The organism is Candidatus Rokuibacteriota bacterium (assembly GCA_030647435.1).
In the GTDB taxonomy this organism is placed as follows: Bacteria; Methylomirabilota; Methylomirabilia; order Rokubacteriales; family CSP1-6; genus AR37.
This window is the reverse complement of sequence record JAUSJX010000097.1, coordinates 46,175-71,898: the sequence shown is the minus strand read 5'-3', so window position 1 is coordinate 71,898 and position 25,724 is coordinate 46,175. Positions and strand designations below refer to the sequence as shown.

At 69.3% G+C, this 25,724-nt stretch carries 23 protein-coding genes; 6 read left to right on the top strand and 17 right to left on the bottom strand.

All coding sequences use genetic code 11. The features are described from left to right. Nucleotides 1–313: 313 nt before the first annotated feature. Entirely contained in the window at nt 314–2,392 is a 2,079-nt protein-coding gene (locus tag Q7W02_17190; protein ID MDO8477895.1) for a GAF domain-containing protein, read from the bottom strand. A gap of 84 nt (nt 2,393–2,476) precedes the next feature. On the opposite strand from Q7W02_17190, the gene Q7W02_17185 reads away from it, so the two are divergent. The 3 genes from Q7W02_17185 (at nt 2,477) to Q7W02_17175 (ending at nt 5,814) form a co-directional block, all read left to right on the top strand. Then, entirely contained in the window at nt 2,477–3,259 is a 783-nt protein-coding gene (locus Q7W02_17185) for a dienelactone hydrolase family protein (protein MDO8477894.1), read from the top strand. Nucleotides 3,260–3,337: 78 nt separating this feature from the next. After that, a complete protein-coding gene (locus Q7W02_17180; GenBank protein MDO8477893.1) occupies nt 3,338–4,240 on the top strand; it encodes a hypothetical protein in 903 nt (300 codons plus the stop codon). Beyond that, nucleotides 4,174–5,814, top strand: coding sequence for a hypothetical protein (locus tag Q7W02_17175; GenBank protein MDO8477892.1), 1,641 nt, complete (start codon nt 4,174–4,176; stop codon nt 5,812–5,814). The genes Q7W02_17180 and Q7W02_17175 overlap by 67 nt, the downstream gene beginning before the upstream one ends. Here the strand turns inward: Q7W02_17175 and Q7W02_17170 are convergent. The 9 genes from Q7W02_17170 to Q7W02_17130 form a co-directional block, all read right to left on the bottom strand. After that, nucleotides 5,811–7,100 carry an MFS transporter gene (locus Q7W02_17170; protein ID MDO8477891.1) on the bottom strand — a complete coding sequence of 430 codons (1,290 nt, stop codon included), beginning with the start codon at nt 7,098–7,100 and terminating at the stop codon, nt 5,811–5,813. The two genes, Q7W02_17175 and Q7W02_17170, sit on opposite strands and share 4 nt — an antisense overlap. Before the next feature lie 55 nt (nt 7,101–7,155). Then, nucleotides 7,156–7,953: a thioesterase family protein gene (locus Q7W02_17165; protein MDO8477890.1), complete on the bottom strand. Its 798-nt coding sequence runs from the start codon at nt 7,951–7,953 to the stop codon at nt 7,156–7,158. Then, on the bottom strand, nt 7,950–10,532 hold the full coding sequence (gene clpB, locus Q7W02_17160) for an ATP-dependent chaperone ClpB (protein MDO8477889.1): 2,583 nt from the start codon (nt 10,530–10,532) through the stop codon (nt 7,950–7,952). Before clpB ends, Q7W02_17165 begins: the two co-directional genes overlap by 4 nt. After that, entirely contained in the window at nt 10,529–11,536 is a 1,008-nt protein-coding gene (locus Q7W02_17155; protein MDO8477888.1) for a DnaJ C-terminal domain-containing protein, read from the bottom strand. The genes clpB and Q7W02_17155 overlap by 4 nt, the downstream gene beginning before the upstream one ends. A gap of 92 nt (nt 11,537–11,628) precedes the next feature. Then, nucleotides 11,629–12,063, bottom strand: coding sequence for a PaaI family thioesterase (locus Q7W02_17150; GenBank protein MDO8477887.1), 435 nt, complete (start codon nt 12,061–12,063; stop codon nt 11,629–11,631). Continuing rightward, nucleotides 12,060–13,553 carry a DegQ family serine endoprotease gene (locus Q7W02_17145; protein MDO8477886.1) on the bottom strand — a complete coding sequence of 498 codons (1,494 nt, stop codon included), beginning with the start codon at nt 13,551–13,553 and terminating at the stop codon, nt 12,060–12,062. The genes Q7W02_17150 and Q7W02_17145 overlap by 4 nt, the downstream gene beginning before the upstream one ends. Next, on the bottom strand, nt 13,550–15,451 hold the full coding sequence (gene ftsH / locus Q7W02_17140) for an ATP-dependent zinc metalloprotease FtsH (GenBank protein ID MDO8477885.1): 1,902 nt from the start codon (nt 15,449–15,451) through the stop codon (nt 13,550–13,552). Before ftsH ends, Q7W02_17145 begins: the two co-directional genes overlap by 4 nt. A gap of 78 nt (nt 15,452–15,529) precedes the next feature. Then, the gene (locus tag Q7W02_17135; GenBank protein MDO8477884.1) at nt 15,530–16,216 is read right to left on the bottom strand and encodes a hypothetical protein; all 687 of its coding nucleotides are present in this window, start codon (nt 16,214–16,216) and stop codon (nt 15,530–15,532) included. A gap of 16 nt (nt 16,217–16,232) precedes the next feature. Continuing rightward, on the bottom strand, nt 16,233–16,493 hold the full coding sequence (locus Q7W02_17130) for a hypothetical protein (protein ID MDO8477883.1): 261 nt from the start codon (nt 16,491–16,493) through the stop codon (nt 16,233–16,235). Nucleotides 16,494–16,662: 169 nt separating this feature from the next. Here Q7W02_17130 and Q7W02_17125 point away from each other — a divergent pair, with 169 nt between their 5' ends. The 3 genes from Q7W02_17125 to Q7W02_17115 all read left to right on the top strand — a co-directional run bounded on the left by Q7W02_17125 (nt 16,663) and on the right by Q7W02_17115 (nt 20,287). Next, a complete protein-coding gene (locus tag Q7W02_17125) occupies nt 16,663–17,568 on the top strand; it encodes a PAC2 family protein (protein MDO8477882.1) in 906 nt (301 codons plus the stop codon). A gap of 244 nt (nt 17,569–17,812) precedes the next feature. Continuing rightward, the gene (locus Q7W02_17120) at nt 17,813–18,658 is read left to right on the top strand and encodes a M23 family metallopeptidase (GenBank protein ID MDO8477881.1); all 846 of its coding nucleotides are present in this window, start codon (nt 17,813–17,815) and stop codon (nt 18,656–18,658) included. 12 nt (nt 18,659–18,670) lie between these two features. Continuing rightward, on the top strand, nt 18,671–20,287 hold the full coding sequence (locus Q7W02_17115) for a tetratricopeptide repeat protein (GenBank protein ID MDO8477880.1): 1,617 nt from the start codon (nt 18,671–18,673) through the stop codon (nt 20,285–20,287). Here the strand turns inward: Q7W02_17115 and Q7W02_17110 are convergent. Genes Q7W02_17110 through Q7W02_17080 form a run of 7 tightly spaced genes read right to left on the bottom strand, consistent with a single transcriptional unit; the run spans nt 20,270 to nt 25,690 of the window. Then, a complete protein-coding gene (locus Q7W02_17110) occupies nt 20,270–21,043 on the bottom strand; it encodes a DUF429 domain-containing protein (protein MDO8477879.1) in 774 nt (257 codons plus the stop codon). The genes Q7W02_17115 and Q7W02_17110 overlap by 18 nt on opposite strands. After that, on the bottom strand, nt 21,040–21,927 hold the full coding sequence (locus Q7W02_17105) for a PhzF family phenazine biosynthesis protein (GenBank protein ID MDO8477878.1): 888 nt from the start codon (nt 21,925–21,927) through the stop codon (nt 21,040–21,042). The genes Q7W02_17110 and Q7W02_17105 overlap by 4 nt, the downstream gene beginning before the upstream one ends. Further along, entirely contained in the window at nt 21,924–22,949 is a 1,026-nt protein-coding gene (locus tag Q7W02_17100) for a phytoene/squalene synthase family protein (protein MDO8477877.1), read from the bottom strand. Before Q7W02_17100 ends, Q7W02_17105 begins: the two co-directional genes overlap by 4 nt. A gap of 5 nt (nt 22,950–22,954) precedes the next feature. After that, the gene (locus Q7W02_17095) at nt 22,955–23,245 is read right to left on the bottom strand and encodes a hypothetical protein (protein MDO8477876.1); all 291 of its coding nucleotides are present in this window, start codon (nt 23,243–23,245) and stop codon (nt 22,955–22,957) included. Nucleotides 23,246–23,266: 21 nt separating this feature from the next. After that, nucleotides 23,267–23,980: an ABC transporter ATP-binding protein gene (locus Q7W02_17090; protein MDO8477875.1), complete on the bottom strand. Its 714-nt coding sequence runs from the start codon at nt 23,978–23,980 to the stop codon at nt 23,267–23,269. Then, nucleotides 23,977–24,714 carry an ABC transporter ATP-binding protein gene (locus Q7W02_17085; GenBank protein ID MDO8477874.1) on the bottom strand — a complete coding sequence of 246 codons (738 nt, stop codon included), beginning with the start codon at nt 24,712–24,714 and terminating at the stop codon, nt 23,977–23,979. Before Q7W02_17085 ends, Q7W02_17090 begins: the two co-directional genes overlap by 4 nt. Continuing rightward, on the bottom strand, nt 24,707–25,690 hold the full coding sequence (locus tag Q7W02_17080) for a branched-chain amino acid ABC transporter permease (protein MDO8477873.1): 984 nt from the start codon (nt 25,688–25,690) through the stop codon (nt 24,707–24,709). Before Q7W02_17080 ends, Q7W02_17085 begins: the two co-directional genes overlap by 8 nt. Nucleotides 25,691–25,724 lie beyond the last annotated feature (34 nt).

Below are 25,724 nucleotides of genomic sequence, written 5' to 3'. Positions count from 1 at the left end.
CAACAGTCTCAAATGGGAGAACTGGATGATCTGAACTCGCCCGGTCTTCGTCAACCTGAGCCCAAAAACTCCCTACTCGTCAGTTTGGACTTCCTCACATTCGTCCTGATGGGCTTTGTTCATGCGACGCAAGAGTCGCGACCATCGGCTCCGCTGTAAGCGCCTCCCGGTACAGGACGGCGAAAGCTCTTCGACACCGAAGACAGCAAAACATCTCAGACCGAACTCCAGCAGGAGGCACGATTCCCCCAGATTCACCCTCGGAGACGGGCCAATTCATCGCACAAGCCTCGTACTCCTCAGAGCGACGGGCTCAGGCGACCGCGCGGGGGCCGGTGGCGTAGGCGGAGAGCAGTGCGGAGAGCTTGAAGGGCTTCGCGATGACGAAGTCCACGACCGCGCTGGCCTCGCCGACCGGCGCTTCGGTCTCGTCCCAGCCGGTCATCAGCCCGACGCGCAGGTGCGGCCAGCGCGCCCTGACCGCGCGGGCGAGGTCGGTGCCCGTCATCCCGGGCATGCCGAGGTCGGTGAGCACGAGGTCGACGGGCTGGCCCGCTTCGAGCCACGCCAGCGCTTCTCTCCCGCCCGCGGCCTGAAAGGCCGTGTGGCCCGACATGCTGAGCACGTCGGCCAGGGCGGAGCGCACCTCGGGCTCGTCGTCCACGAGCAGCACGCGCAGCTGGGTCGGTGACGCCGGCGCCGGCGTCGAGGATGCGGGCGCGCCCGCAGCCGCACCGGCCGCAGGCAGCGTGATGTGCACCGTGGTCCCGCGTTCCGGGGTGCTGTCGATCTCGAGCTTGCCGTTGTGGCGCTGGATGATCCCGTAGGTGACCGAGAGCCCCAGCCCCGTGCTCTTGGGTCCCTTGGTGGTGAAGAAGGGGTCGAGCGCCCGCTGCCGCACCTCCTCCGACATGCCCGCGCCGGAGTCCGACACCTCGCAGTGCACGCCCTGGCCGTCGGCCCATGTCCTCACCCCGAGCCGCCCTCCGTCCGGCATGGCGTCAATGGCGTTGAGCACGAGGTTCATCAGGACTTCGCGCAGCGGCGCGAGCTCCCCGGCCACGGGCGGGATCGCGCCCAGGTCGAGGGCGGTGTCGATATGGATCTGGCGCAGCAGCGCTTCGTTGTGCCAGCGCGGGCGCGTCAGGTCGAGCACCTCCTGCGCCAACTGGTTGAGGTCCACCGGCATGGTGCGCGAGACCGGCTGCACGCGGCTGAAGCGCTGGACGCGGCGCACCACCTCGGCGCCGTCCTGCGCGGCCCGCTGGACGATCTCGAGGTAGCGACGCGCCTCGGGGTCGGGCACCTTGGCCTGCAGGGTCTCGAGTCGGCCGAGGATGACCGCGAAGAGGTTGTTCAAGTGGTGGGCCATGCCCGAGGCGAGCTTGCCGATGGCGGAGAGCGTCTCCCCGCGCACCAGCTGGGCCTGGGTCGCCCGCAGGTCGTCCACCACGTTCTGCAGCCGCGTCGCCGACTGCTGCGCCTCCTGGAGCAGGCGCGCGTTGTCCACGGCGTAGCCGATGTACGTCAGGAGCGCGCTCAGGAATTGGAGATCGGTCGGGCTGAACGGCCGCGGCGTCGGCGGTGAGGTGCTCGCGTCTTCCTTCTTGGCGAGGTTGATCACGCCGATGACGCGGTCGCCTACGCGAACGGGCATGCAGATGAAGGAGCCCGTACCGTACTTGGGGTCGTTGACCTTGGCGAAGCGCGCGTCCTTCTCGATGTCGTCCACGATAACGGCGTCCCCGAGCTGGGCGACCTTGCCCGCCACACCTTCCCCGAGCTTCACCTCCGCCTGTTCGTGGACCTCGTCGGGCAGCCCGCGCGAGGCCGCGATGCGCAGCGTTTCCCGCTGCTGATCGAGCAGCATGATCGAGCCGATGTTGGCGTGCACGGCCCGCATCGTGCTCTGCAGGACGGAGGCCAGGAGATCCTGGATCCTCGGGATGTGGGTGGACATCTCGACCAGCTCGTTGAGCGTGCCCAGCTTGAACACCAGGTCCTCGAGCCGCTGTGTCGAGGTCCGGAGGTCCTCCAGCATCTGGTGGAAGGCGCCCGCCAGCTGGCCGATCTCGGCGATCTGGCCCAGGCCCGGCACGCGCACCGCCGCCTCGTCGGCGTCCGGAAAATCCCGGTCCGCGGGGATGGGCAGCGTGACGTCGGCCGCCAGCCTGGCGATCTGGTCCACCAAGCGGCGGAAAACGACGAACCCCAGGCAGGCGATGATGAGCGCCATGAAAGCCGCGAACTGGGCCTCGGTCTTGGAGATGAGGTTCGAGACCGAGAGGAAGGCGACGAAGAGGAGGAGCGGCAGCAGGGCGACCAGCACGAAGATGACCGCTGCCGCCTCGCGGAGGCTCATGGCTTTGGACACGAAACCGGAGAGCTTCATCGCTGGTTCTGTCTACTGTAGAATCGCGGTGGGCGATTCCGCAAGGGAACTTATCGCCCTCACCAAGCCAGGAAAGGAAGGTCCATGCACGATCCGTCTCTGCACAACCCACTATCCCGCCGGGAAGTCTTGAAATTCGGCGCCTTCGCCACCGTGGGCGGGGTCCTCACGCCCGGGATCTCGATGGCCCAGGCGGTCACGGCGGACACCAAGGGCATCGTCGCCCGGGAGATCCAGCTGACCGTCGGCGGCACCGCCATCCCCGCCTACGACGCCCGCCCCGAGCGCGCCGGGCGGTACCCGATCGTGGTCGTGATCTGCGGCTTCACCGGCAACAACGAGTACAACAAGGACGTCGTGCGCCGCTTCGCCCAGGCCGGCTTCTACGCCATAGCCCCGGAGCTCTACCACCGGGAAGGCGGCATGCAGGGGAAGAACTTCCAGGAGATGGGGCAAATTTCGGGCAAGGTGACGCGCGCCCAGTATCTGGGCGACATCCGCGCCGCGGCCGACTACGCCGAGCAGCAGACCTGGGCGCGGGCGGACCGGCTCGGCGTGACCGGCTTTTGCGGCGGCGGCGCGCTGACGCTCCATTTCGCCGCCGAGTACCCCGGCGTCGCGGCGGCGGTGCCGTGGTACGGTCACCTCAAGCGCACCTTTTCCGACGTCCCCGGCGTGGATGCCTTCAGCCTCGCCGACAAGATCAAGGCGCCGGTGCTGGGGCTCTACGGCGAGGCGGACCCGGGCATCCCGGCGGACGACGTGAAGCGGTTCGAGACGGAGCTCAAGAGGCGGGGCGTCGCGGCGGAGTTCATCCTCTACCCGGGGGCGCCGCACGCGTTCTTCGACAAGTATCTCAAGGCGTAGACCGATTCACCACTGCGGGCCCCGCCGCGCAGCGATCCGGGCGCGGTGGGGGCAGGTCAACAGGGGGCTGACGCCACCGTGAACACGGATCGCGACCCGACGGCGACCACCTATCTCGGGCTCTTCTTCGTCGCGCTCGCGACGGTGATGTACGAGATCGTCCTCACCCGCATCTTCAGCGTGACCATGTGGTACCACTTCGCGTTCGTGGCGATCTCCATCGCCATGTTCGGCATGACGGTCGGTGCCATCATCGTCTACCTCCGGCCGGCGTTCTTCACGCAGGAACGGGTGAGCGAGCATCTGGCGCTCAGCGCGGTCCTGTTCGCCGTGTCCGCCGTCGTGAGCTTTTTCATTTCGCTCTTCGTGCCCTTCGATGGAGATATGACGGTGTCGGGGGTCGCCTCGACCGGCGTCACGTACGCGATCATGGCCGTGCCGTTCGTCTTCAGCGGAGTGTGTGTGGCCCTGGCGCTCACGAAGTTCCCGCGGCGGGTGGGCAAGCTGTACGCGGCCGATCTCATCGGCGCCGCGATGGGATGTCTCTGGGTCATCGTCACGCTCAACGTGACCGACGGTCCCACCGCGGTGATCGTTGTCGGGAGCCTTGCCGGGGTCGCGGCGGCGCTCTTCGGAGCGCGGGCGCGCCCCCGGCTCAAACAGGTCACGGTGACGGTCGCGCTGGTCTTAGCAGCCTTCGCCGCGCTTCACACCGTGCTCGTCCGAGAGCAGTCGCCGCTCATCCGGCTCCAATGGGTCAAGGGCAGGGCCGAGCCCCGCCCCCTCTACGAGAAATGGAACTCCTTCTCGCGCCTCACGGTGTACGGCGACCCGACTCGCGCCTCGGCGCCGGCCGGCTGGGGATTGAGCGCCGCCTTCCGCCCCGAGCGTGGCGTCCGCAGCTGTCATTGTTCATGGACGCCAGCGCCGGCACCGTCCTCACCGGGTTTGACGGCAACCCGGCCGACCTCGAGCACTTGAAATACGACGTCACGAACCTGGTGCACTACGTGCGGCGCGGCGCGCGGGTCCCCGTGATCGGGGTCGGCGGGGGGCGGGACCTCCTGTCGGCGATCCTGTTCGGGCAGCGCTCGGTGCTCGGGGTCGAGATCAATCAAGACATCATCGCGACGGTGAACGGCCGGTTTGGAGGGTTTACCGGGCATCTGGACCGCCTGCCGCAGGTCCGGTTCGTGAACGATGAAGCGCGGAGCTACATCGCCCGGCAGCAGGAGCGGTTCGATATCATCCAGATATCCCTCATCGACACGTGGGCCGCCACCGCCGCCGGGGCATTCGTCCTCACCGAGAACTCGCTGTACACGGCGGAGGCCTGGAAGCTCTCCCTGGACCGCCTCAGCCCGAACGGGGTCCTCGCGGTCTCGCGGTATCACTTTCGATCGAGGCCCGACGAAACATACCGCCTGACGTCGCTGGCCCACACGGCGCTGACGCAGTCAGGGGTGAAGGATCCCCGCGGTCACATCGTGATCGTCAAGCAGATGGATCCGGGCGACCGCACGCCGGTCGGCATCGCGACGATCCTCGTCGGCCGGGCTCCGTTCTCCGATCTCGACATCGACGCCATCGAAGCGGTGACGCGCAGGATGCAATTCGAGGTCGTCCTCAGCCCCCGGTATTCCGCCGACGACACGTTCACCACGCTCGCTTCGGCAGGCGATCCGAGCCGGTTCCTGGCGGGCTTTCCGGTCAACATCGCCGCCCCCACGGATGACAGCCCGTTCTTCTTTCACACGCTTCGGCTCCGCAACGTGTTCAATCGGGCGAGCTCGGGGCAGGAGTTCGATCACATCAACATGAAGGCCGTGTCCGTTCTGGGCGCGCTGCTCATCGTCGTGATCGTGCTGACGGGTCTCTGCATTGTGGTGCCGCTGGCGATGACGACCGAGCGGGCCGATCTCCGGGGCAGCGTCCCTCTCATGGTCTTCTTCGCCGGCATCGGGCTCGGGTTCATGTTCGTCGAGATCTCCCAAATGCAGCGGCTGATCGTCTTCCTCGGCCACCCGACCTACAGCCTGTCCGTGGTTCTCTTCTCTCTGCTCGTGTTGAGCGGCGTGGGCAGCTATCTGACCAGCAGAGTCGAGGTGCGCGGCGCGATGGGCCCGGCGGCGCGGCTCCTGCTGCTTCTCCTGGTCGTCCTCTTCGTGTTCGGGATCGTGAGTCCCGGCGTCATCCGCGCGTACCAGGAGTCGACGACACCGGTGCGCGTTCTGCTGGTGACGGCGATGCTGTTTCCGCTGGGCCTGTTCATGGGCATGGCCTTTCCGCTCGGCATGCGGCTGGCCTCCGGACGCACGCCGGCCTTGACGCCGTGGCTCTGGGGAATCAACGGGGCCACGTCCGTCTGCGCATCGGTTCTCGCGATCGTGATCGCGCTGAGCTCCAGCATTTCCGCCGCGTTCTGGACCGGCGTGGCGTGCTACGGCGCCGCGCTCATTGCGTTCGCGTGGGCGTCGGCCGGGACGGACGGATCGGCGGCCGCCCCGGCCGAAGCGCACCGCCGCGGGGCTCCACGCGAAGGCGACTGCGGCTAGCCCGCGGCGACCGGCGCGCCGGCCGGCGTCGGGCGCCGTCTGGGCTGGGCGCTGATCGGCACTTCCTTGATGAGGAGGGAAAGGCCGGACGCGATGAAAGCGAGCACCGCCGCCGACAGGAAGGCCCAGGAGTAGGAGCCGGTGGCGTCGAAGATGGCGCCGCCGGCCCAGGCGCCGATGGCCGAGCCGACCTGGTGCGAGAAGAAGATCCAGCCGGAGAGCGTGCCCACCGAGAGCCGGCCGAAGATGTTCGCGGTCAGCGTCGTCGTGGGCGGCACCGTCGAGATGTAGTTGAGCCCGAAGACCGCCGCGAAGATGTGGAGCGACGGCACGTTCCAGACGTAGAGCAGGAAGATGAGCGACAACCCGCGCACGCAGTAGTAGAAGGCGAGCGGCCCCTTCCTCCCGAAGCGGTCACAGATCCAGCCGGAGAGCACCGTGCCCACGATGTTCATGGCGCCCATGAGGCCGAGCGCCTGGGCGGCGTGCATCTCCGAGAAGCCGTGCTCCGCCGCGTGCGGCACGAGGTGGGTCAGCACGAGACCATTCGACGTGTAGCCGCAGACGAAGAAGGTGGAGGCAAGGAGCCAGAACGCCGGCACCTGCATGGCTTCGGAGACGGGCACGCGTCGGGTGTCCGCCACCGCGCCGAACGCCGCGCCGCTCGCCGTGCCCGCCCCGTATGGCTGGAGCCCCTTGTCGGCCGGGTCGTCGCGCACGAAGGCCAGGATCACGGGCAGCGCCAGCACGAGGATGCCCACGCCCAGCCAGAGGAGCGAGGCCCGCCAGCCGTAGAAGCTGATCAGGAGCATCGAAAGCGGGACGACGAGCATCTGGCCCGCCGACATGGCGCCGCCGAGAATGCCCAGGATGAGGCCGCGGCGCGCGACGAACCACCGCGCGGCCACGGTGGACGTGGTGGCGATGCCGAGGCCGCCGGCGCCGGCGGCCATCAGGACCCCGGCGGTGACGTACATCTGCCAGAGGTGGCCGACGAAGGACGCCAGGACGGTGCCGACACCAAGGACGGCCGTGGCGAGGAGCATCACGCGGCGTGGGCCCCAGACGTCGGCGAGCCAGCCCACCGTGGGTCCGACTGCGCCGAGCACGAAGAGCGACAAGGCCGCGGCCCCCGAGAGCTGCTGGCGCGTCCAGCCAAACTCCGCCTCGATCGGCTTGATGAAGACGCCGAAGATGGCACGGATCCCCGAGGCGCCCAGCATGACGAAAACGACCGCGGCCAGCACGATCCAGCCGTAGTAGAGCCGCTTCCGGGCGTCGGTCACGTAGCCTCCTGTGGGAGTTTCCTGTTGCGATGCTGCGGGGCCGCCGAGGGATTCGTCAGCGCGCGACCGGCCGGCCGATGACGAGGCCCTGCAGCCCCTCTCCGATCGGTCCGCGGACGTCGTAGAGGCCGGTGCGGGTGAGCCCGATGCCGTGGGGCTCGAGCGCGGTCACGGCGTCGAGCCCGATCCACTCGCCGTCCGGGAGGCGGTGGAGCGCCACGGTGAGATCGGCGTTGATGAACGGAACGAAGCGCGCCGGGTCGAAGGCCGCGCCGACGCCGCTGCCCGAATCGGCCACGGCCAGGACGCGCTGGGCCGGCGAGGGAGTCTCGCCCTGGACGAGCGGCACGCGCAGACGCATCCACGCCGCCGCCCGCCCCGAGCCGAAGCTGCCGCGCGCCATTCGTGTTTCCACGCCGGTGTGGTAGCCGACCGGATCGCGGAAGAACGGGAACTGGAAGGGCGCGGCCTCATCGGGGAGCGGAAGCAGCGGCTCCTGGACGGGCACGGGCGGCGGCGTCACCGGCTCGGTGCGGACCACGAGCGCGGTGCCCCGCGCCACGGCCTGCCCCCCGGCCGAGAGCACGGCGGCATAGCCGCGCGCGCGGCGGCCGTCGCGCACCCGCTCCACGCTGACGGTGAGCGGCTCCATCGGCACGGGCCGGACGAAGTCGATCGTGAAGCGGGTCATGTGGAGCGAATCCGGCTCGCCCGCGGCCTGCTCGATGGCGCGCGCCATGACGGCCGAGGGCGGCCCGCCATGCTGGTGGATAGGGCTCCACGGCCCCCGGGTGAGCACCGTAGGGACGAGGCGCTCGCCTTCGAGGATGAAGAAGGCGGTCTCTTCGCTCATCCCCTCTGCTTCTTGAAGACGATCTCGCCTCCCTTGGCGTCGGTCACGACGGCGTCGCCGTCCTTGAACTCGCCCTCCAGGAGCTTGAGCGCCAGCGGGTCCTGGATCAGCCGCTGGATCGTGCGCTTGAGCGGCCGGGCGCCGTAGACCGGGTCGTAGCCTTCTCGCGCGAGCAGCTCCTCGGCCGCGGGCGTCAGCGTGAGCGCGATCCGCTTGTCGGCCAGCCGCTTCGTGAGATAGGCGGCCTGGATCTTGACGATCCGGCCGATCTCTTCGCGGCCGAGCGCCTTGAAGACCACGATCTCGTCGATCCGGTTCAGGAACTCGGGGCGCAGCGACTGCCTGAGTACTTCCATGACCTCGGTACGCAGGCGCTTGGGATCCTGCTCCTCTCGGAAGAGGTGGCTGCCGAGGTTCGACGTCATGATGACGACCGTGTTCCGGAAGTCCACGGTCCGGCCGTGGCCGTCGGTCAGCCGACCGTCGTCGAGCAGCTGCAGGAGCACGTTGAAGACGTCGCCGTGCGCCTTCTCGATCTCGTCGAAGAGGACCACGGCATACGGGCGCCGCCGCACCGACTCGGTCAGCTGGCCGCCCTCTTCGTAGCCGACATAGCCCGGCGGGGCGCCGATGAGCCGCGAGACCGTGTGTTTCTCCATGTACTCCGACATGTCGATGCGGATCATGGCGCGCTCGTCGTCGAAGAGAAATTCCGCGAGCGCCCGCGCCAGCTCCGTCTTGCCCACCCCCGTGGGCCCGAGGAAGAGGAAGGAGCCGATGGGGCGGTTGGGATCCGACAGCCCCGAGCGCGCGCGGCGCACGGCGTTGGCGACCGCCGTGATGGCCTCGGCCTGGCCGACGACGCGGCGGCTCAGCCGCTCTTCCATCTGCACGAGCTTCTGGACCTCGGCCTCGAGGAGGCGCGTCACCGGGATGCCCGTCCACTTGGCGACGGTTTCGGCAATGTCCTCTTCGTCCACCTCTTCCTTGAGCATGCGCTGGCTCTTCTGCAGCTCCGCGAGCCGCGCGTTCTCGGCCTCGAGTTTACGGTCCAGCTCGATGAGCGTGCCGTACTGGAGCTTGGAGGCCTTCTCGAGGTCGCCACGGCGCTTCGCGTCCTCGATGGCGTGGCGCGCGGCCTCGGCCTCCTCCTTGATCTTGCCGATGGCCATGATCGCGGCCTTCTCCGCCTGCCAGTGCTTCTTGAGCGCGGCGGACTTGGCCTTCAACTCGGCAAGCTCGGCATCGAGCCGTGCCAGCCGTTCCTTGGAGACGGCGTCCGACTCGCGGGCCACGGAGACGCGCTCGATGCCGAGCTGCATGATGCGGCGCTCGATCTCGTCGATCTCCGCCGGCAGCGAGTCGATCTCGATGCGCAGGCGCGAGGAGGCCTCGTCGATCAGGTCGATCGCCTTGTCGGGCAGGAAGCGGTCGGCGATGTAGCGGTGCGAGAGCACGGCCGCCGCGACCAGCGCCGAGTCCTTGATCTTGACCTTGTGGTGGACCTCGTACTTGTCCTTGAGGCCGCGGAGGATGGCGATCGTGTCCTCGACCGACGGCTCCTTGACCATCACCGGCTGGAAGCGCCGCTCGAGCGCTGGGTCCTTCTCGATGTGCTTGCGGTACTCGTCCAGCGTGGTCGCGCCCACGCAGCGAAGCTCGCCGCGGGCCAGGGCCGGCTTGAGCATGTTGGCCGCGTCCACGGCGCCCTCGGCCGCGCCGGCGCCGACGAGCGTGTGGAGCTCGTCGATGAAGCAGATGATCTCCCCTTCGCTCTCGGTGATCTCGCGCAGGACGGCCTTCAGGCGGTCCTCGAACTCGCCGCGGTACTTCGCGCCCGCAACCATGGCGGCGATGTCGATGGCCAGCAGGCGCTTGCCCTTGAGCCCCTCGGGCACGTCGCCGCCCACGATGCGCTGGGCGAGGCCCTCGACGATCGCGGTCTTGCCGACGCCGGGCTCGCCGATGAGCACCGGGTTGTTCTTCGTGCGCCGGGAGAGCACCTGGATGACGCGGCGGATCTCCTCGTCGCGCCCGATGACCGGATCGAGCTTGCCCTTCCGCGCCAGCTCCGTCAGGTCCTTGGCGTAGCGCTGGAGGGCCTGGTACTTCTCCTCCGGGTTGGCGTCGGTGACGCGCTGGGAGCCCCGCACGTCCACGAGCGCCTTGTAGATCGCCTCCGGCGTGACGCCGGCCTTGGCGAGGATGCGCCCCGCCGCGCCCGACTTGTCCTGGGCGATGCCGATCAGCAGGTGCTCGGTCGAGCAGTACTCGTCCTTGAGACGCTGCGCCTCGTCCCACGCGCGGGTGAGCGCGGCCTCGAGCCGCTCCGAGGCGTACTGACGCCCACCGCCCTTGACCGTCGGCAGCTTGTCGAGCGCGGCCTGGACCTCGCCGGCTATCGCCTCGGGCCGCGCTCCGAGCTTCGCCAGCAGCGGCCCGACCACCCCCTCCTGCTGCTGGAGCAGCGCCAGCAGCAGGTGCTCGGGCTCGAGGGCCTGATGATTGCCCTGGTCCGCCAGCGACTGCGCCGCCTGGACGGCCTCCTGCGCCTTCACGGTGAACTTGTCGAACTTCATCGCGTCCCCTCCGTGCGAAGATTCTTGAGCTCCTGGTAGAGCTCGCGCTCCCTCGGGGAGAGACCCGTTGGGATGGTCAGCTGCACCTGCACGAACTGGTCTCCCGCGCCGCCGCCCTTGAGGTGCGGCATGCCGTAGCCCGGCAGGCGGAAGGTCCGGCCGCTGGACGTCTCGGGCGGGATCTTCATCGAGACCTGGCCCTTGAGAGTGGGCACCGAGACTTCGGCGCCGAGCGCCGCGTCGTGGGCCGGCACCGCCAGGGTCGAGTGGAGGTCATCGCCCTTGCGCTCGAAGCGCGGGTCCGGCCGCACCGTGACCTTGAGATACAGGTCGCCGCTGCCGCCACGGCCGCCGCGCGAGCCCTCGCCGGGCAGGCGCACGCGCGAGCCCATGGCCACGCCGGCCGGGATCTTGACCTCGAGGTTGCGCCGGCCCCTGGACCAGCCGCCGCCTCGGCACTGCGCGCACGGCTTGCGGTTGACGTGCCCCGCTCCGCCGCAGGCGGGACAGGGCTCGTCGAGCTCGAGCGAGATGGTCCGGGTGACGCCGTGGAAGGCGTCCTCGAGCGAGACCTCGATGCCCGCCTCGACATCGCCGCCCTTGTCGGCGCCGAAACCCCCGCCGAAATCTCCGAGGTCGACGTCGCGGAAGCCGCCCGCACGACGACCGCCCAGATCTCCGAAGATCGTCCGGAAGAAGTCGGAGAAGCCCTCGTCGCGGCGCCCGGAGTGGACGTCTGCGCCCTCGAAGGGCCCCCGCGCGCCGGCGCCGGCCTCGGCATAGCGCTGCCAGTCGGGGCCGAGCGTGTCGTAGCGCTTCCGCTTTTCGGCGTCGCCCAGGACCTCGTATGCTTCCGAGATCTCCTGGAAGCGGGCGGCCGAGTCCCTGCCCTTGGCGACGTCCGGATGGTGCTTGCGGGCAAGCCGGCGGTAGGCGGTTTTGATCGCCTTGTCGTCGGCGCTCTTGGGCAAACCGAGAATCTTGTAATAGTCCCTGTAGTCCATGGTGTGGCGCGGCGATGGGGCTCGCCCCCCGCGCCCGCGCTCGACGTAAGTGTAGCAGACGGCTGGAGGCCCTGGCGGGACGCCGGCGAGAGCTACTTCTGGGGCCGCCGGACGGCGCTTACGGAGCTGGCGCGGGCGTACTCGGTGCCGGCGGCGCTGCGGAGGGCGGCCTCGAGAAAGACCGTCGAGCGTCCCCTGCGGATGACCGTGCCTTCGCCGAGCACCGGGCCTTCGGTCACGGGCGCTGGGAAGTTGACGGTGATGGACGAAGTCGAGAGAAACTCGCCGTGGTCGAAGAGGGTGTGGGCCGCCAGGGCCGTGCAGACGTCCCCGTAGGCCGTGACGATGCCGCCCTGGACGACCTTGCCCGGGTGCATGAACTCCGGCTTGACCGCGAACTCGACGAGCACCCGCCCGGACTCGACTGACAGCACCCGCGCGCCCAGGAGGCGGGCGATCGGGGCGACCTTGCTGTGGTCGGTAACGAGGGTCCGGATGCGATCTAAGCCTGGGGCCTCCGGCCTCATCCTCTCGCGACCGTGAAGGCCACGTAGAGCGACTGCTGGCCGCGCTGCAGCAGCACGGTGACGCGGTCCCCGGGCTTGAGCCCCTGGGTGGCGCGCTCGTAGTCCTGCGCGCTGCGGATCCGCTGCCGGTTGATCTCGCGGATGACGTCGCCCCGCTGGAGGCCGGCCTCTGCCGCCGGTCCCTCCTCCTCGACGCGCGCCACGACCACGCCTTCCGTCGTGCGCAGGTTGAGCTGGCGGGCGATCTCGGGCGTGATGGGCCGCGTCTCGAGCCCGAGGAGGCTCTTGCTCTTGCCGCTGGGCTCGAGCTGGGCGGTGTCCACCGGGGTCTCGCCCACCTTGATCTCGAGCGTCTTCTCGCCCTTCTCCCGCCAGACCCTGATGGGCACGCCCTTGCCGGGCGCGGTCACGGCCACCACCTTCTGGAGATCCTGAGGGGCGTCGAGCTTCTTGCCGTCGAACTCCATCAGGACGTCGCCCGACACCAGGCCCGCCTTGTCGGCGGGGCTGTCCTTGACGACGTCGGCGATGAGCACGCCCTTGGGCTCCTTGAGCCCGAAGCTCTTGGCGAGCTCGGGCGTCAGCGGCTGGATCGACACGCCGAGCCAGCCGCGCGTGATCTTGCCCCGGGCGACCAGCTCGGTGTAGATGCGCTTGGCCATGTTGGACGGGATGGAGAAGCCGATGCCGACATTGCCGCCCGAGCGCGAGAGGATGGCGCTGTTGATGCCCACGACCTCGCCCGACATGTTGACCAGCGGGCCGCCCGAGTTGCCCGGGTTGATGGCGGCGTCCGTCTGGAGGAAATCGTCGAAAGGCCCCTGGCCGATGGAGCGCCCCTTCGCGCTGATGATGCCCGCCGTCACCGTCTGCTGCAGGCCGAAGGGAGAGCCGATCGCGAGCACCCAGTCGCCGACCTTGACCTTGTCAGAGTCGCCGAGCACCGCCGCGGGGTAGGGGCCGCCACCCTGGAGCCTCAGCACGGCGAGGTCGGTGCGCTTGTCGATGCCGACGATCTTGGCCTTGTGCTTCTTGCCCTCCGCCGTCACGACCTCGATGTCGGTGGCGCGCTCGACGACGTGCGCGTTGGTGAGCGCGATGCCGGAGGGGTCCACGATGACGCCCGAGCCGAGGCTTCGCTGCTGCTGCGGGCGCTCCGGGCTGTCGCCGAAGAAGCGCCGGAAGAACTCGTCGCCGAAGAACTCCTCGACGGGTGTCCGGCCGCCCCCGCTGCGGATGACCGTGTTGATGTTGACCACCGCCGGGCCGACGGCCTCGGCCACCTGGGCGAAGCTGCCCGAGGCCACCGGGAGCGCCGCGGGCACCACGGGCGCCTGCACGGCCGCCTGCATGGGGACCTGCTGCCGCGGCGCCTGGCCCGCGGGCTTGGGCAGGTCCAGCGCGCTGGCGCCCCATGAGCCCAGGCCCACGCCGAGCGCCGCCGCGATCACGAGCATCACCACCAGGGTTCCGCGCTTGACCAGGATCATCGTCTCTCCTCTACGAGGTCGCCGGCCAGCAGCTGCCGCAGGCGGTCGCCTTCGAGGGTCTCCTTCGCTTTGAGTTCCGCGGCCGCCACCAGCAGCACCGGCTTGCGGTCCGTGATGAGGCCGCGCACGCGGTCGTAGATCTTGTCGATGATGGCGCGGGTCTCGCCGTCGATGGCACGCGCCGTCTCGTCGCTGTACTCGCGCTCCTGCGACAGGCCCGAGCCCCTGAGGAACACGGCCTGCTGGCCGCCGCCGAAGGTCATCGGGCCGAGCTGGGCCGACATGCCGTACTGGGTGACCATGAGTCGCGCCATCTCCGTCGCGCGCTCGAGGTCGTTGTGGGCGCCCGTCGAGATTTCGCCGTAAACGACTTCCTCCGCCACCCGGCCGCCCAGGAGCACCGCGATCCGGTCTTCCAGCTCGCTCCGCGTCAGGAGGTAGCGGTCCTGGAGCGGCAGCTGGTAGGTGGCGCCGAGAGCCCCGACACCACGTGGGATGATCGTCACCTTGTGGACCGGGTCGGCCTGGGGCAGGGAGGAGGCGACGAGCGCGTGGCCGATCTCGTGGTGGGCGACGATGTCGCGCTCCTTCTCCGACAGCACCCGGCTCTTGCGCTCGAGGCCGCCGATCACGCGATCGACGGCCTCGTCGAGGTCGGCCATGTCCACGGCATCCTTGCCCTTGCGGGCGGCCAGGAGCGCCGCCTCGTTGATGATGTTGGCGAGATCAGCGCCCGCCATGCCCGGCGTCCGCGCGGCCAGCACGTGGAGGTCCACGGAGGGCGCCAGGATGACGTTGCGCGCGTGCACATGCAGGATGGCCTCTCGCCCCCTGACGTCGGGCTTGTCCACGACCACCTGGCGATCGAAGCGTCCCGCGCGGAGCAGGGCCGCGTCGAGGACCTCGGGGCGGTTGGTGGCCGCCATGATGATGACGCCCTTGGAAGAGTCGAAGCCATCCATCTCGGCCAGCAGCTGGTTGAGCGTCTGCTCGCGCTCGTCGTGGCCGCCGGCGAAACCCGTGGTGCCGGAGCGCGTCTTGCCGATGGCGTCGAGCTCGTCGATGAAGACGATGCACGGCGCCTTCTCCGGCGCCTGCTCGAAGAGGTCGCGCACGCGCGCGGCGCCCACGCCGACGAACATCTCCACGAACTCCGAGCCGGAGAGGAAGAAGAACGGCACGTCGGCCTCGCCTGCGACGGCCCGGGCCAGGAGCGTCTTGCCCGTGCCCGGGGAGCCGACGAGCAGCACGCCCTTGGGGATCCGGCCGCCGAGCCGCTGGTACTTTTTGGGGTTCTTGAGAAAGTCCACGACCTCAATGAGCTCCGCCTTGGCCTCGTCCACTCCCGCGACGTCGGCGAAGGTCGTCTTGAGCTCCTTTCGGTCGTAGATCTTGGCCTTGGAGCGGCCGAAGGACAGCGCCTGGGTCGGCCCCCCGCCCATGCGCCGCATGACGAACATCCAGAGGCCGACCATCAGCACCAGCGGCACGATCCACCCGAAGAGGAAGTCCCGCCAGAACGTGCTCTCCACTCGCCCGGAGAACTCGACCTTGTTCTGCTCGAGCTCCTTGACGAGGGCGCTGTCCTCGATCCCGGGGATGCGGGTGGTCGTGAAGATGGGGGCGGCCTGCTCGGCGCCGACCAGGCTGCGCACCTTGTCCCCGGCGCCGGGCTGCTGGGCCGGGAGCGCTCCGGGCTTGAGCGTGCCCCGGATCTCGCGGTCCGTGACGGAGACCCGTTCGACCTTGCCCTCGCGCACCAGCGCCAGGAACTTGCTCATCGGGATCTCGACCGTCCGCGGCGCCAGGAGCCAGCTCTGCACCACGGAGAGCACGAGCACCGCGATGAGCAAATAAACCAGCGAGAACTGCGTCTTCTGCTTCACGGGGAGTTTCATCGAGGGTCCCTCGAAACCATGCTATCGGAGGCTCTGGGGCCTGTCAAACTGCGGCGGCTGGTGCGGCGCGGCCGGGGGCTACGAGCAGACCTTGCCCTTCTCCATCTCGTAGCCGGGCACCTTGTACGTCCCCACGAAGTTGTCCTCCCACACCTCGATCGGCAGGCGCCCGACTTCCTTGTCGCCGTCGAAGAACGTGAGCCTCATCTTCTCCACGTACTCCTTGGCCGGCAGCGTCTTGCCGAGGAAGCCGCGCGTGCTCGCCTGGTCGGCGAACATCGAGAGGATCTCCATCGTGGGCCTGTTGGGGTCGCTGCCCGGCTTGATCCACTCGACGGCTACCGAGAAGCCGTGGACGTCGGGGTCCGACGCGAACCCCGGCATCGCCGCGAGCCGCTTGATCATCGGAACGGCGTAGCGGGAGAACATGGCCGACGCCTGGCGGTCCAGGGGCAGGGCCGCGAAGACGGCGTCCGGCGCCTGCTCCGCCCTGATCCATACGGCGGCGTAGCGGTTGTCCCCCGACTCCTTGGGGACCTTCTTGAAGCCGAGGCCGTTCTTGATCTCGAGGTAGGGCAGGCAGTGATAGACGTACTCGGAGAACTGGAGGAGCTGGGGCTGGTACTTCACGGCGAGGGCGCGGCCCTTCACCGACGTGTGCTTGTCGACCGGCATGACGTAGTCGGCCGGTCCCGCATACGCTGCCGCCACGACCCCCGCCACCAGAACCACGGCGAGGGCCGTGGCGACGCTTCGACGCGACATGAGAATGTGGCTGAGTCTAGTTCTGGATGACCTGGCCGGGCTCCACCGAGATGTTCTTGCCCCACCAGTTCTGCGTGCGGGAGTTCTCGATGTCGAGGCGGGTGACCTTGGGGTTCGTGCCGTCGAGGTTGTTCGAGAGCGAGAACATGCCGTGATCGCCGGACGCAAAGTGGGTGGTGTGGCCCCGCCACTCGGCCCACTGCCCGGACGTGGCGCAAGCGCCGGCTAGGAAAGCGACCACGATGAGCGCCGCAGCCGTGACGATCTTGGAACGCATAACCGTAACCTCCTATGATGACGTGGGATAACGAACAATCCAGCGGGAACCATGATACGGAAGGCCGAAGCGCTGAGTCAACCTATGTTTTGGCCCGGGTTTGGCCCAAGATGCTTTTGCTCTTGCGGGGATGGGCCCCGTCAGGCATCCTCGCGGAAGGACAGTCCCCATGCCGTCGACCGATCACTTGGTCATGTTCGAGGAGCCGGACGGGCTCCGTCAGCCCATCCTGATCATGGCGTTCTCCGGGTGGAACGACGCTGCGGAGTCCGCGACGACCGCCGCGCGCTTCCTGGGGCAGATCTGGCCCTCGCGACCGCTGGCCAGCATCGATCCTGAGGAGTTCTATCACTTCGGCCTGTCGCGGCCCTACGTGCGCTTCAAGTCGGACTCGCGAAACGAGCGGGAGATCGTCTGGCCATCCACCGATTTCTCCATCTCCCGCCTGCCCTCCGTCGACCGCGACCTCATCGTCGGGGTGGCCATCGAGCCGCACCTGAAGTGGCGCACCTACTGCGGCGCCGTGCTCGAGCTGGCGCGGCGCTCGCGCGCCTCCCTTGTCCTGACGTTGGGCGCGCTGCTGGCCGAAGTCCCGCACACCCGGCCGGTGAAGCTGGTGGGGGGCGCCCATGACCCCGAGCTCGCCGCCGTGCTCGGCATCCGCCCTTCGCGGTACGAGGGCCCGACGGGGATCATCGGCGTGCTCAACACTCTCTGCCGGGAGGAGGGTGTGCCGGCGGCCAGCCTCTGGGCCAATGTCCCCCATTACGTCTCCGGCGTCGAGAATCCGAAGGCGGCCCTGGCCCTCGTCCGGCGGGTCCTCACGCTCTTGGGCACGGAGGCCGACCTCTCGGACCTCGTCGAGGCCACTCGGCAGTTCGAGGGCAACCTCGACGAGGTCGTGGGACAGAACGCGAAGATCGCCGAGTACGTGAAGATGCTGGAGCGCAAGCTGCCCGAGGACGAGGAGGCGGAACGGCCGGTCCCCGGGTCGGGCGACGAGCTGCCGCCGTCGGCGGATCTCGTGGCGGAGATCGAGCAGTTCCTTCGCCAGCAGCGCCCCGAGTCGTCTTAGCGCGCTCTGGCGCGCGCGGTTTCCGGGCGTCCGAGTTGCCGGGCGGGAGGGGGGCCGGGGGTGCCGATCTACCCAGCCCTCGCCTCGCGGCTACGCCGCTCAGCTCGAACGGCGACCCCCGACGGCCATGGGGGTTCGGGGTGCATCCCCCGGCCCCCTCCCACCTCGCGCATTCCCCGTGCGGTTTCTTCGGTGTCGCAGGCTCGGCGCGTACAATCGCCGCATGGCTTCTCTTATGAGCGTTGTGGCCGTTCTGGTTGCTGCGCTGGTGGCGGGGCCGGTTTGGGCGGCGGTGAAGGTGACGGTGACGCCGTCGGTGGTGCGGCAGGGCGACGTCGCGCTGATCGTGGTGACGGGCGCGGCGAGCGCGCTGGAAATGGACGGCAGCCTGGCGGGCCGTCCGCTCTTCTTCTTCCCCTACGCCGACGGGTATGCGGCGCTCATCGGCATCGATCTCGAGGCCAAGCCCGGCAAGACGCCGTGGCGTCTCGGATTCGTGGACGGCACGGGCGCGCCGCGCAAGGCCGCGGGCGCGATCACGGTCAAGGCGCGGAAGTTCCCCGTCCAGCGCTTGAGCCTGCCCAAGTCCATGGTCGATCTCTCTCGGGACGACGAGCGCCGGGCGAACGCGGAAGCGGCGAGGCTCCGCACGCTCTTCGACACGATCGGCCCGGAACGGCTCTGGCGCGGCCGCTTCACCAAGCCCGTCGCCTCCGACGCCAAAGCCGAGGGCTTCGGCTCGCGCCGCATCATCAACGGGAAGCCCCGCTCGCCCCACTCGGGCGCGGACTTCTCCGCTCCAGCCGGGACGCCCGTCGTGGCCTCGGGCCGCGGGCGCGTCGCCCTCGTGGTCGAGTTCTTCTTCGGGGGCCGGCTCGTGGCGCTCGACCACGGCGAGGGACTGTACACGCTCTACATGCACCTCGAGCGGGCGGACGTGGCCGAGGGCGTCCTCGTCGAGCGCGGCTCGATCATCGGGGCGGTAGGGAGCACGGGCCGCGCCACCGGGCCTCATCTGCACTGGTCCGCCCAGGTCCGCAGCGCCCGCATCGACCCCGACGCCCTCCTCAAGCTGCCCGTCAGGGACTGAGCGGGCCGCTCCATGGCCAGGCCCCGCCGGATGCCGCCTCCGCGCCCGGCGGCCCGTGAGGCCGATCCGCGCGCGGCCGAGTGGCTCGTCGTCATCGCGGTCGCGTCTTTGGTCTGGATCGCCTTCCTCCCCGCGCTCCGCGGCGGCTTCCTCCCCTGGGATGACGAGTCCAATCTCGTCACCAACCGCGCCTGGAGGGGCCTTGGCTGGTCGCAGCTCGGCTGGATGCTGACGACCTTCCACAAGGGGCACTGGATCCCGGTGACGTGGCTGTCCTTCGGCGCCGACTATTTCCTGTGGGGCATGGAGCCCAAGGGCTATCACCTGACGAACGTCCTGCTCCACGCCGCCAACGCGGGACTCGTCTGCCTCCTGGGCATGCGCCTCCTCGCGGAGACGGGCGCTCGCGGCGCGGCTCGGCTGGCGGGCGCCGCGGCTGCGGCCCTCTTCTTCGCGCTCCACCCGCTGCGAGTCGAGTCGGTCGCCTGGGTGACCGAGCGGCGGGATGTGCTGTCGGCCTTCTTCTTCCTCCTGGCCGCGCTCAGCTATCTGCGGGCCGCCTGCCATGAGCCCGCCTGCCATGAGCCCGCCTGGAGGACCCGTGCGTACTGGCTCTCCCTCGGAGCCTTCGCGCTCTCGCTCGGATCCAAGTCCATGGCGGTCAGCCTGCCGGTGATCTTGCTGGTCCTCGACGTGTATCCACTCCGTCGTTGGAAGAACGCGTGGCGCACGCGGGTCCTCGAAAAGGTCCCGTTCGCCCTCCTGAGCCTGCTCGCGAGCGCCGTCGCCATGGTTGCCGTGCGGGCGGGAGGCAGCGTCAGCAGCCTGGCCGATCTCGGCGTGGCACAGCGGCTCGCCATCTCGGCCTACTCGCTCGTGTTCTACCTCTGGAAGACGCTTCTGCCCATCGGCCTTTCCCCGCTGTACGAGCTGCCCGTGGGCTTCGATCCGTTCGGGCCCGGCTACCTTCTGAGCGCCGTTCTCGTTGTCGCGATCACGTCTGCCGCCGTCTCTCTGCGCAAGCGCTGGCCCTGGCTGCTCGCTGCGTGGACCGCCTACGTGGTGATGCTTCTTCCCGTGGTTGGCATCGTCCACAACGGGCCTCAGGTCACAGCCGACCGGTACACCTATCTGCCGTGCCTGCCGGTTGCGCTGCTGGCGGGAGAAACCGTAGTGCTGCTGTGGCGATGGGCGTGGGCTGCCGCGGCTTCGGCCGGCGCGCTCCTGGGCTTGGCGGTCCTCGCGGCCTTCCAGATCGACGTGTGGCGCGACGCGGAGTCCCTCTGGACCCGCGCCTTGGCCGTCTCGCCCTCCGCCATAGCCCATGGGAGCCTCGGTGTCGTGTTCGACGAGCGGGGCCGGCACGAGGACGCCATCGCGCAGTTCAGCGAAGCGCTCCAGATCAACCCAGGGCTCGCCCACGCCCAGAACAACTGGGGCATCGCGCTGGCCCGTCAGGGCAAGTGGCAGGAGGCGGTGCAGCATTACGAAGACGCGCTCCGGCTCAGCCCCGGCTACTCGGAGGCGCATCTGAACTTGGCCGCGGCTCTCCAGCGCCTCGGCCGCTATGCCGATGCGCAGCGGCACGTGGACGCGGCGCGCTCGACCTCGCTACCGTCGGGTCGGTAGGACCGGGGCCAGGATGTACCCGCGCCGCCAGGCCGAGGGGCCGTCGGGGTAGAAGCGCATCGAGCGGGGAGCCAGGGACTCGAAGGCCACGGCCACAGCACACAGCACCGCGTCCCACCGATCCTCGATGGATTTGAGTTGGGCGCCGCTCATTCCCGGTCTTGGGTTCTCCGCGACCAGGGCGAGCCAAGCGGGATCCGAGTTGATTACGTAGCGTCCACCGATGACTTGGGCCGTGCGCCGGACGAATGGCCCCAGTCCCTCAGAGGCCCACCTCGCATTGGGACCGAACTTTCGCTTCTTGTACTTGACGATCTTCATCCCACGTTTCAGATCGAAGAGGAGCACCTGGAAGGCATTCGGATAGACCTCGCGGATGGCTGGACGCCCGGCTGCAGGCTCGACGTCTGGCCCCATCGCGTCGATGCCATGGGAGGCCGTCAGCTCGTGCGCGAACTCCTCCAGGCCGGGGTAACTCGGGGTGCTGTGGGTGGACGCGTCGAAGGATCCGAAACTTCGAGCGATCTCGTCCTCGCAGTCTCGCCTGCCGTGCCCGAGCCCGAGGAGCGGCGCGTCGATGCCGACCGAAGCGCGGTGGTGCGCCACGTGGCGGGCAATCCAGCCGAGGACGTCGGCGTGGCGCGGAAGCGTGTGGGGGATCTCCCGCAGATGGAGCGGGAAGCGCTGCCCGCCCAGGAGGGCCACGCCCGAAGGATTGCCGTCCTTCCAGGCGAGATCGACCCCGAGGAACCTCACGCGTCCGGGACGGCGATGCTGCCCGCCAGCACGGTCACGGCCGAGCCGCCGACGCGCACGCGGGCGACGGCGCCGTCATGCACCTGGAGCTCCACGCGCAGTCTGCCCGGGCGGCCCATGCCGTCGCCCTGCTCGGCCGTGAAAGCCGCGAGCGTGCCATCGGCATGCAGGAGCCCCGCCTCGAGGAGCCAGACGCCGATCGAGGAGTGGACGGAGCCCGTGACGATGTCCTCGGGAATGCCGAAGTGGGGAGCGAAGAAGCGGCAGTGCGTCGCCGAGCCTTTGTCTATCGTTTCGCGCGACACGACGCAGACGCCGCGAACGCCGGCGTGGGTCGCGACCTCGGCGAGCGCCGCCATGTTCGGCGTGAGCGCTCGCAGGACGTCGAGCCCAGCGACGGGGATGAGGAGGTCGTGGTCGGGCGTCGTCACCGGGTTTGCCCAGCCTGCGGCCGCGGGAAGCCCGAGCGCCTCCCGAATATGAGTGAGCTGGCCGGTGAAGGGATGGAGCGCGCCCACCTGGGGCTCGAGCCAGATGAGCCGGCGCGCCTTGCCCGCGACCACGCTTGCGCCCAAGTGCCCCGCCTGTGTCTCGAAGACGACGTGGTCGTTGCGGAGCCTCCCCGCTTCGATGAGGGCGTGGACGGCCGCCAGCGTCGTATGGCCCGAGTAGGCGATCTCGCGGGTCGGCGTGAACCATCGGAGGCGCCACTGGGCGCCCTCGGCGGTGGCCGGCGTGAGGCACGCCGTGCCGGCGACGCGCATCTCCGTGGCGATCGCCTGCATCTGGCGGTCGGAGAGCCCCTGCGCGTCGAGGACCACGGCGGCGGGGTTGCCGCCGAAGGGGCGCTCGGTGAAGGCGTCCACCTGCAGGATGGGGATCACAGCCGGATCCGCTCGCGGAGCTGGCGGGCCTTGCGGGCGAGCGCGCGCGTGGACCAGACCGTCGCCACCGACTGCGCCATCATGCCGTAGACGCGGATGCGCGGCACCTTGAGGACGACGTTCGGGTCGAGCCAGTTGGGCGCCTGCGCGAGCAGATCGAGCGTGCGCAGGCCGATCAGGAGCGGCCACGCGCAGGCCAGCCGCATGCGCGTCTCGCGCTTGGGGATGGCGAAGGTGTACTGCCAGCCGGCCTCGTAGTGGTCGAGCGCCACGTTGAGCAGCTCGACGAGAAGCGGCCGGAGGGCCGGTCCCGTCTTGGGGTCGAGCAGGTCCTGGGGCTCGAGGCCGAGGAGGGCCAGGTCGTGGCGGGGGAGGTAGCAGCGGCCCTGGCGCAGGTCACGCGGGATGTCGCGCAGCACGTTGGTCAGCTGGAGCGCCTTGCCGAAGCGGACCCCGAGCGCGGTCATCTTCTCGAGGTCCCAGTGCCTGAGCCGCGGCCGGTGGGCCACGTGCACCTCGGTCCAGAACTCACCGACGCAGCCCGCGACCAGATAGGTGTAGCGGTCGAGCTCCGCGCGCGTCTCGAGCGCGGCGAGCCCGCCCTCGTCCTCGCCGGGGAAGCGCGCGAGGTCCTCCGTCATGCCTAGGACGATGGTCTCGAGGACGCGGCGCACCTGCCGGCGGTCGTCGGCGAGGAGCGCCCGGTAGGCTGCCAGGCACTCGGGCAGGCGCTCGAGCAGCGCGCGCTCCGCCGCGAGCGACTGGACGCCTCGCGTGGCGTCGGCCATGGCTTCGACGCGGCCGGGCTCGGGCACGTCGAGCTCGTCGCGCAGCGCCAGCAGGTGGATGATGCGCTGGTGGCGGTCGATGAGCCGGGTGTCGGCGATGGTGTCGGCGGTGCGCGCCAGGAGATAGGCCAGCCCGATCGCGGGCCTGACGGCGGCGGGCAGGACGGCGAGCGAGAGGTAGAAGGAGCGGCTGACGCTTTTGAGCAGAGCGGAGGTCGGGTCGCCTCCGACCACGGGTGCTAGTCCATGTCCATGGGGTTGATGGGCTTCGAGGGGTCGTCCTTGGCCTTCTTCAAGGCCTGCCGGAGCTTGGCGTCGAGCACCTTCGACTTGTTCTGCTCGGCCTTCATCTGCTCGCGGAAGCGCTCCTCGCGCTTGGCCGCCTCGCCCTGGAGCGAGGTGATCGCGTCGCCCAGGCCGAGCCCCGACCTTGCCCGCGGCGGCGGCTCATGCGCCACCACGGCCTCGAGCTTGGGATCGATGGTCAGCCGGCCGCTACAGCAGGGGCACGTCAGCGTGAAGGTCGCCATGGCCCACACCCTACCAGAAAATCAGAGCGCGAGGTATTGGGCCCGGACGGACTCGTCTTGGCGGAATGAAGCGGCGGTGCCTTCGTAGCGGATGCGGCCCTTCTCGAGCACGTAGACGCGGTCGGCCAGGTCGAGGCAGAAGTCCACGTTCTGCTCGGCGAGGAGGATGGTCAGGCCGTCCTGCTTGAGGCGGCCGATCTGCTCCTTGAGGTGGTCCACGACGAGCGGCGCCAGGCCCTCGGAGGGCTCGTCGAGGAGCAGCAGCTCGGGGTTGCCCATGAGCGTGCGCGCGATCGTCAGCATCTGCTGCTCGCCCCCGGAGAGGAAGCCGCCCTGCCGGTCCCCCAGCTCACGGAGCTGGGGGAAGAGGTCGAAGACGCGCTCGAGGGTCCACGCCGATGTCCCGCTCCGGCTGCGCGCGGCGACGTCGAGGTTCTCCCACACGGTGAGATCGGCGAAGATGCGCCGATCTTCTGGCACGAAGCCGATGCCGAGGCCGGCGATCTCGTAGGGCTGGCGGCCCGCGATGTCCCGTCCCTTCCACACCACGCGCCCCTCGCGCGGCGGGGTCAGCCCCATGACGCTCCGGATGGTCGTCGTCTTGCCGACGCCGTTCCTGCCGAGGAGGCACACGCACTCGCCCGCCGCCACTTCCAGCGAGACACCGAAGAGGACCTGCGACAGGCCGTAGGAAGTAAAGACCTCCTCGACCGCCAGGACCGGCGCGCCTGTCACCGCCGCTCCCCCAGGTACACGCGGCGGACTTCCGGGTGCCGCCGGACCTCTTCTGGCGTGCCGTCGGCGATGACCTCGCCCTGGTGGAGCACGGTGATGCGGTGGGCGATGGCGAAGACCACCTCCATGTCGTGCTCGGTGAAGAGGAGCGTCAGCCCGCGCTCGCGCGCGATGCGCTCAATGAGCCGGATGGACTCGCGCGTCTCCTGGGCCGACATGCCCGCCGTCGGCTCGTCGAGGAGGAGGATCTCGGGCTCGAGCGCCAGCGTGATGCCGAGCTCGAGCTGCTTCTGGTTGCCGTGGGAGAGGAAGCCCGCGACTTCCCCGGCCTTGTCGAGGAGCCCCACCGAGACGAGCAGCGCCTCGGTCTCGTCGCGGTAGAAGCGGTCCACCGGCGCCAGGAGGTTCCAGCCGCGCCCGCGGTGGCAGAGGAACGCCGCCTGGATGTTCTGGAACACCGTGAGCCGCGGGAAGATATTGGTGCGCTGGAAGGAGCGGCCCATGCCCAGGCGGCAGAGGTCGTGCGGCGCGATGCCGGTGATTTCGCGGCTCTTGAAGCTGACGCTGCCCGAGTCGGGCCGGAGGTGGCCGGTGATGAGGTTGAAGAGCGTGGTCTTGCCCGCGCCGTTGGGCCCGATGATGGCGCTGATCGATCCGCGAGGGACGCTGAAGCTGACCCCGGCGACGGCCTGGAAGCCGTCGAAGCTCTTGCGGAGATCGCGGACGTCAAGCAACCTGGCGCCTCCGCCGGAGCCGGCGCCCCGCCGACTCCAGCGCGCCCGCGATCCCGCCGGGGAAGACGAAGAGCAGCACGATGAGGATGGTGCCGAGAATGAGCGGCCAGTACTGCGTGTAGGAGACGATCTGCTGGTTGAGCCAGATGAGGACGAGGGCGCCCAGCGCCGGGCCGATGAAGGTGCCCATGCCGCCCAAGAGCGTCATGATCAGCACCTCGGAGGACTTGGTCCAGTACGCGAAGTCGGGGAAGACGCCCCGGTTGAAGATGCCGAAGAGCCCGCCCGCGAGCCCCGCGAAGGTGCCCGCGACGACGAAGGCCGCCAGCTCGTAGCGGCGCACGTTGACGCCGATGAACTCCGCGCGCTCCGGGTTCTCGCGGATGGTGGTGAGCATGCGGCCGAAGGGCGAGCCCACCACGCGGCGGAGCAGCCAGAGGCACCCGGCGACGAGGACGAGGGTGAGGAAATAGAAGTAATCCGACGTCCGGTAGCCGCCCACGAAGGGGAGCCACGCCGCCACCCGCTCCAGCCAGCCGAAGTCCGGGTAGGGGATCTCCGGCATGCCCTGCTCGCCGCCCGTCACCTCGTTCCACTTGAAGCAGATCGCCCAGACGATCTGGGCGAAGGCGAGCGTCAGCATGGCGAAGTAGATCCGCGTGAGGCGCACGCAGAAGAAGCCGAAGACGAGGGCGAAGAGCGCGGCGAGGACGCCGGCGGCGGGAAAGGCCAGGAGGAACGACACGCCCACCTTCTTCATGAGGATGCCGGTCGTGTAGGCGCCGATGCCGAAGTAGGCGGCGTGGCCGAAGGACACGAGCCCGGTGTAGCCGACCAGCAGGTTGAGACTCGTGGCGAAGAGCGCCCAGATGACGACGTCGTTGGCGAGGAAGGTGTAGTAGCGCGAGCCCGCCGCCGGCACGAAGAACGCCGCCGCGAAGACGAGGAGCGCCCACGGAACGCGTTGGATCCTCATGATTCGGCCGCCGAGGCGCCTTCGCAGAGCCTCC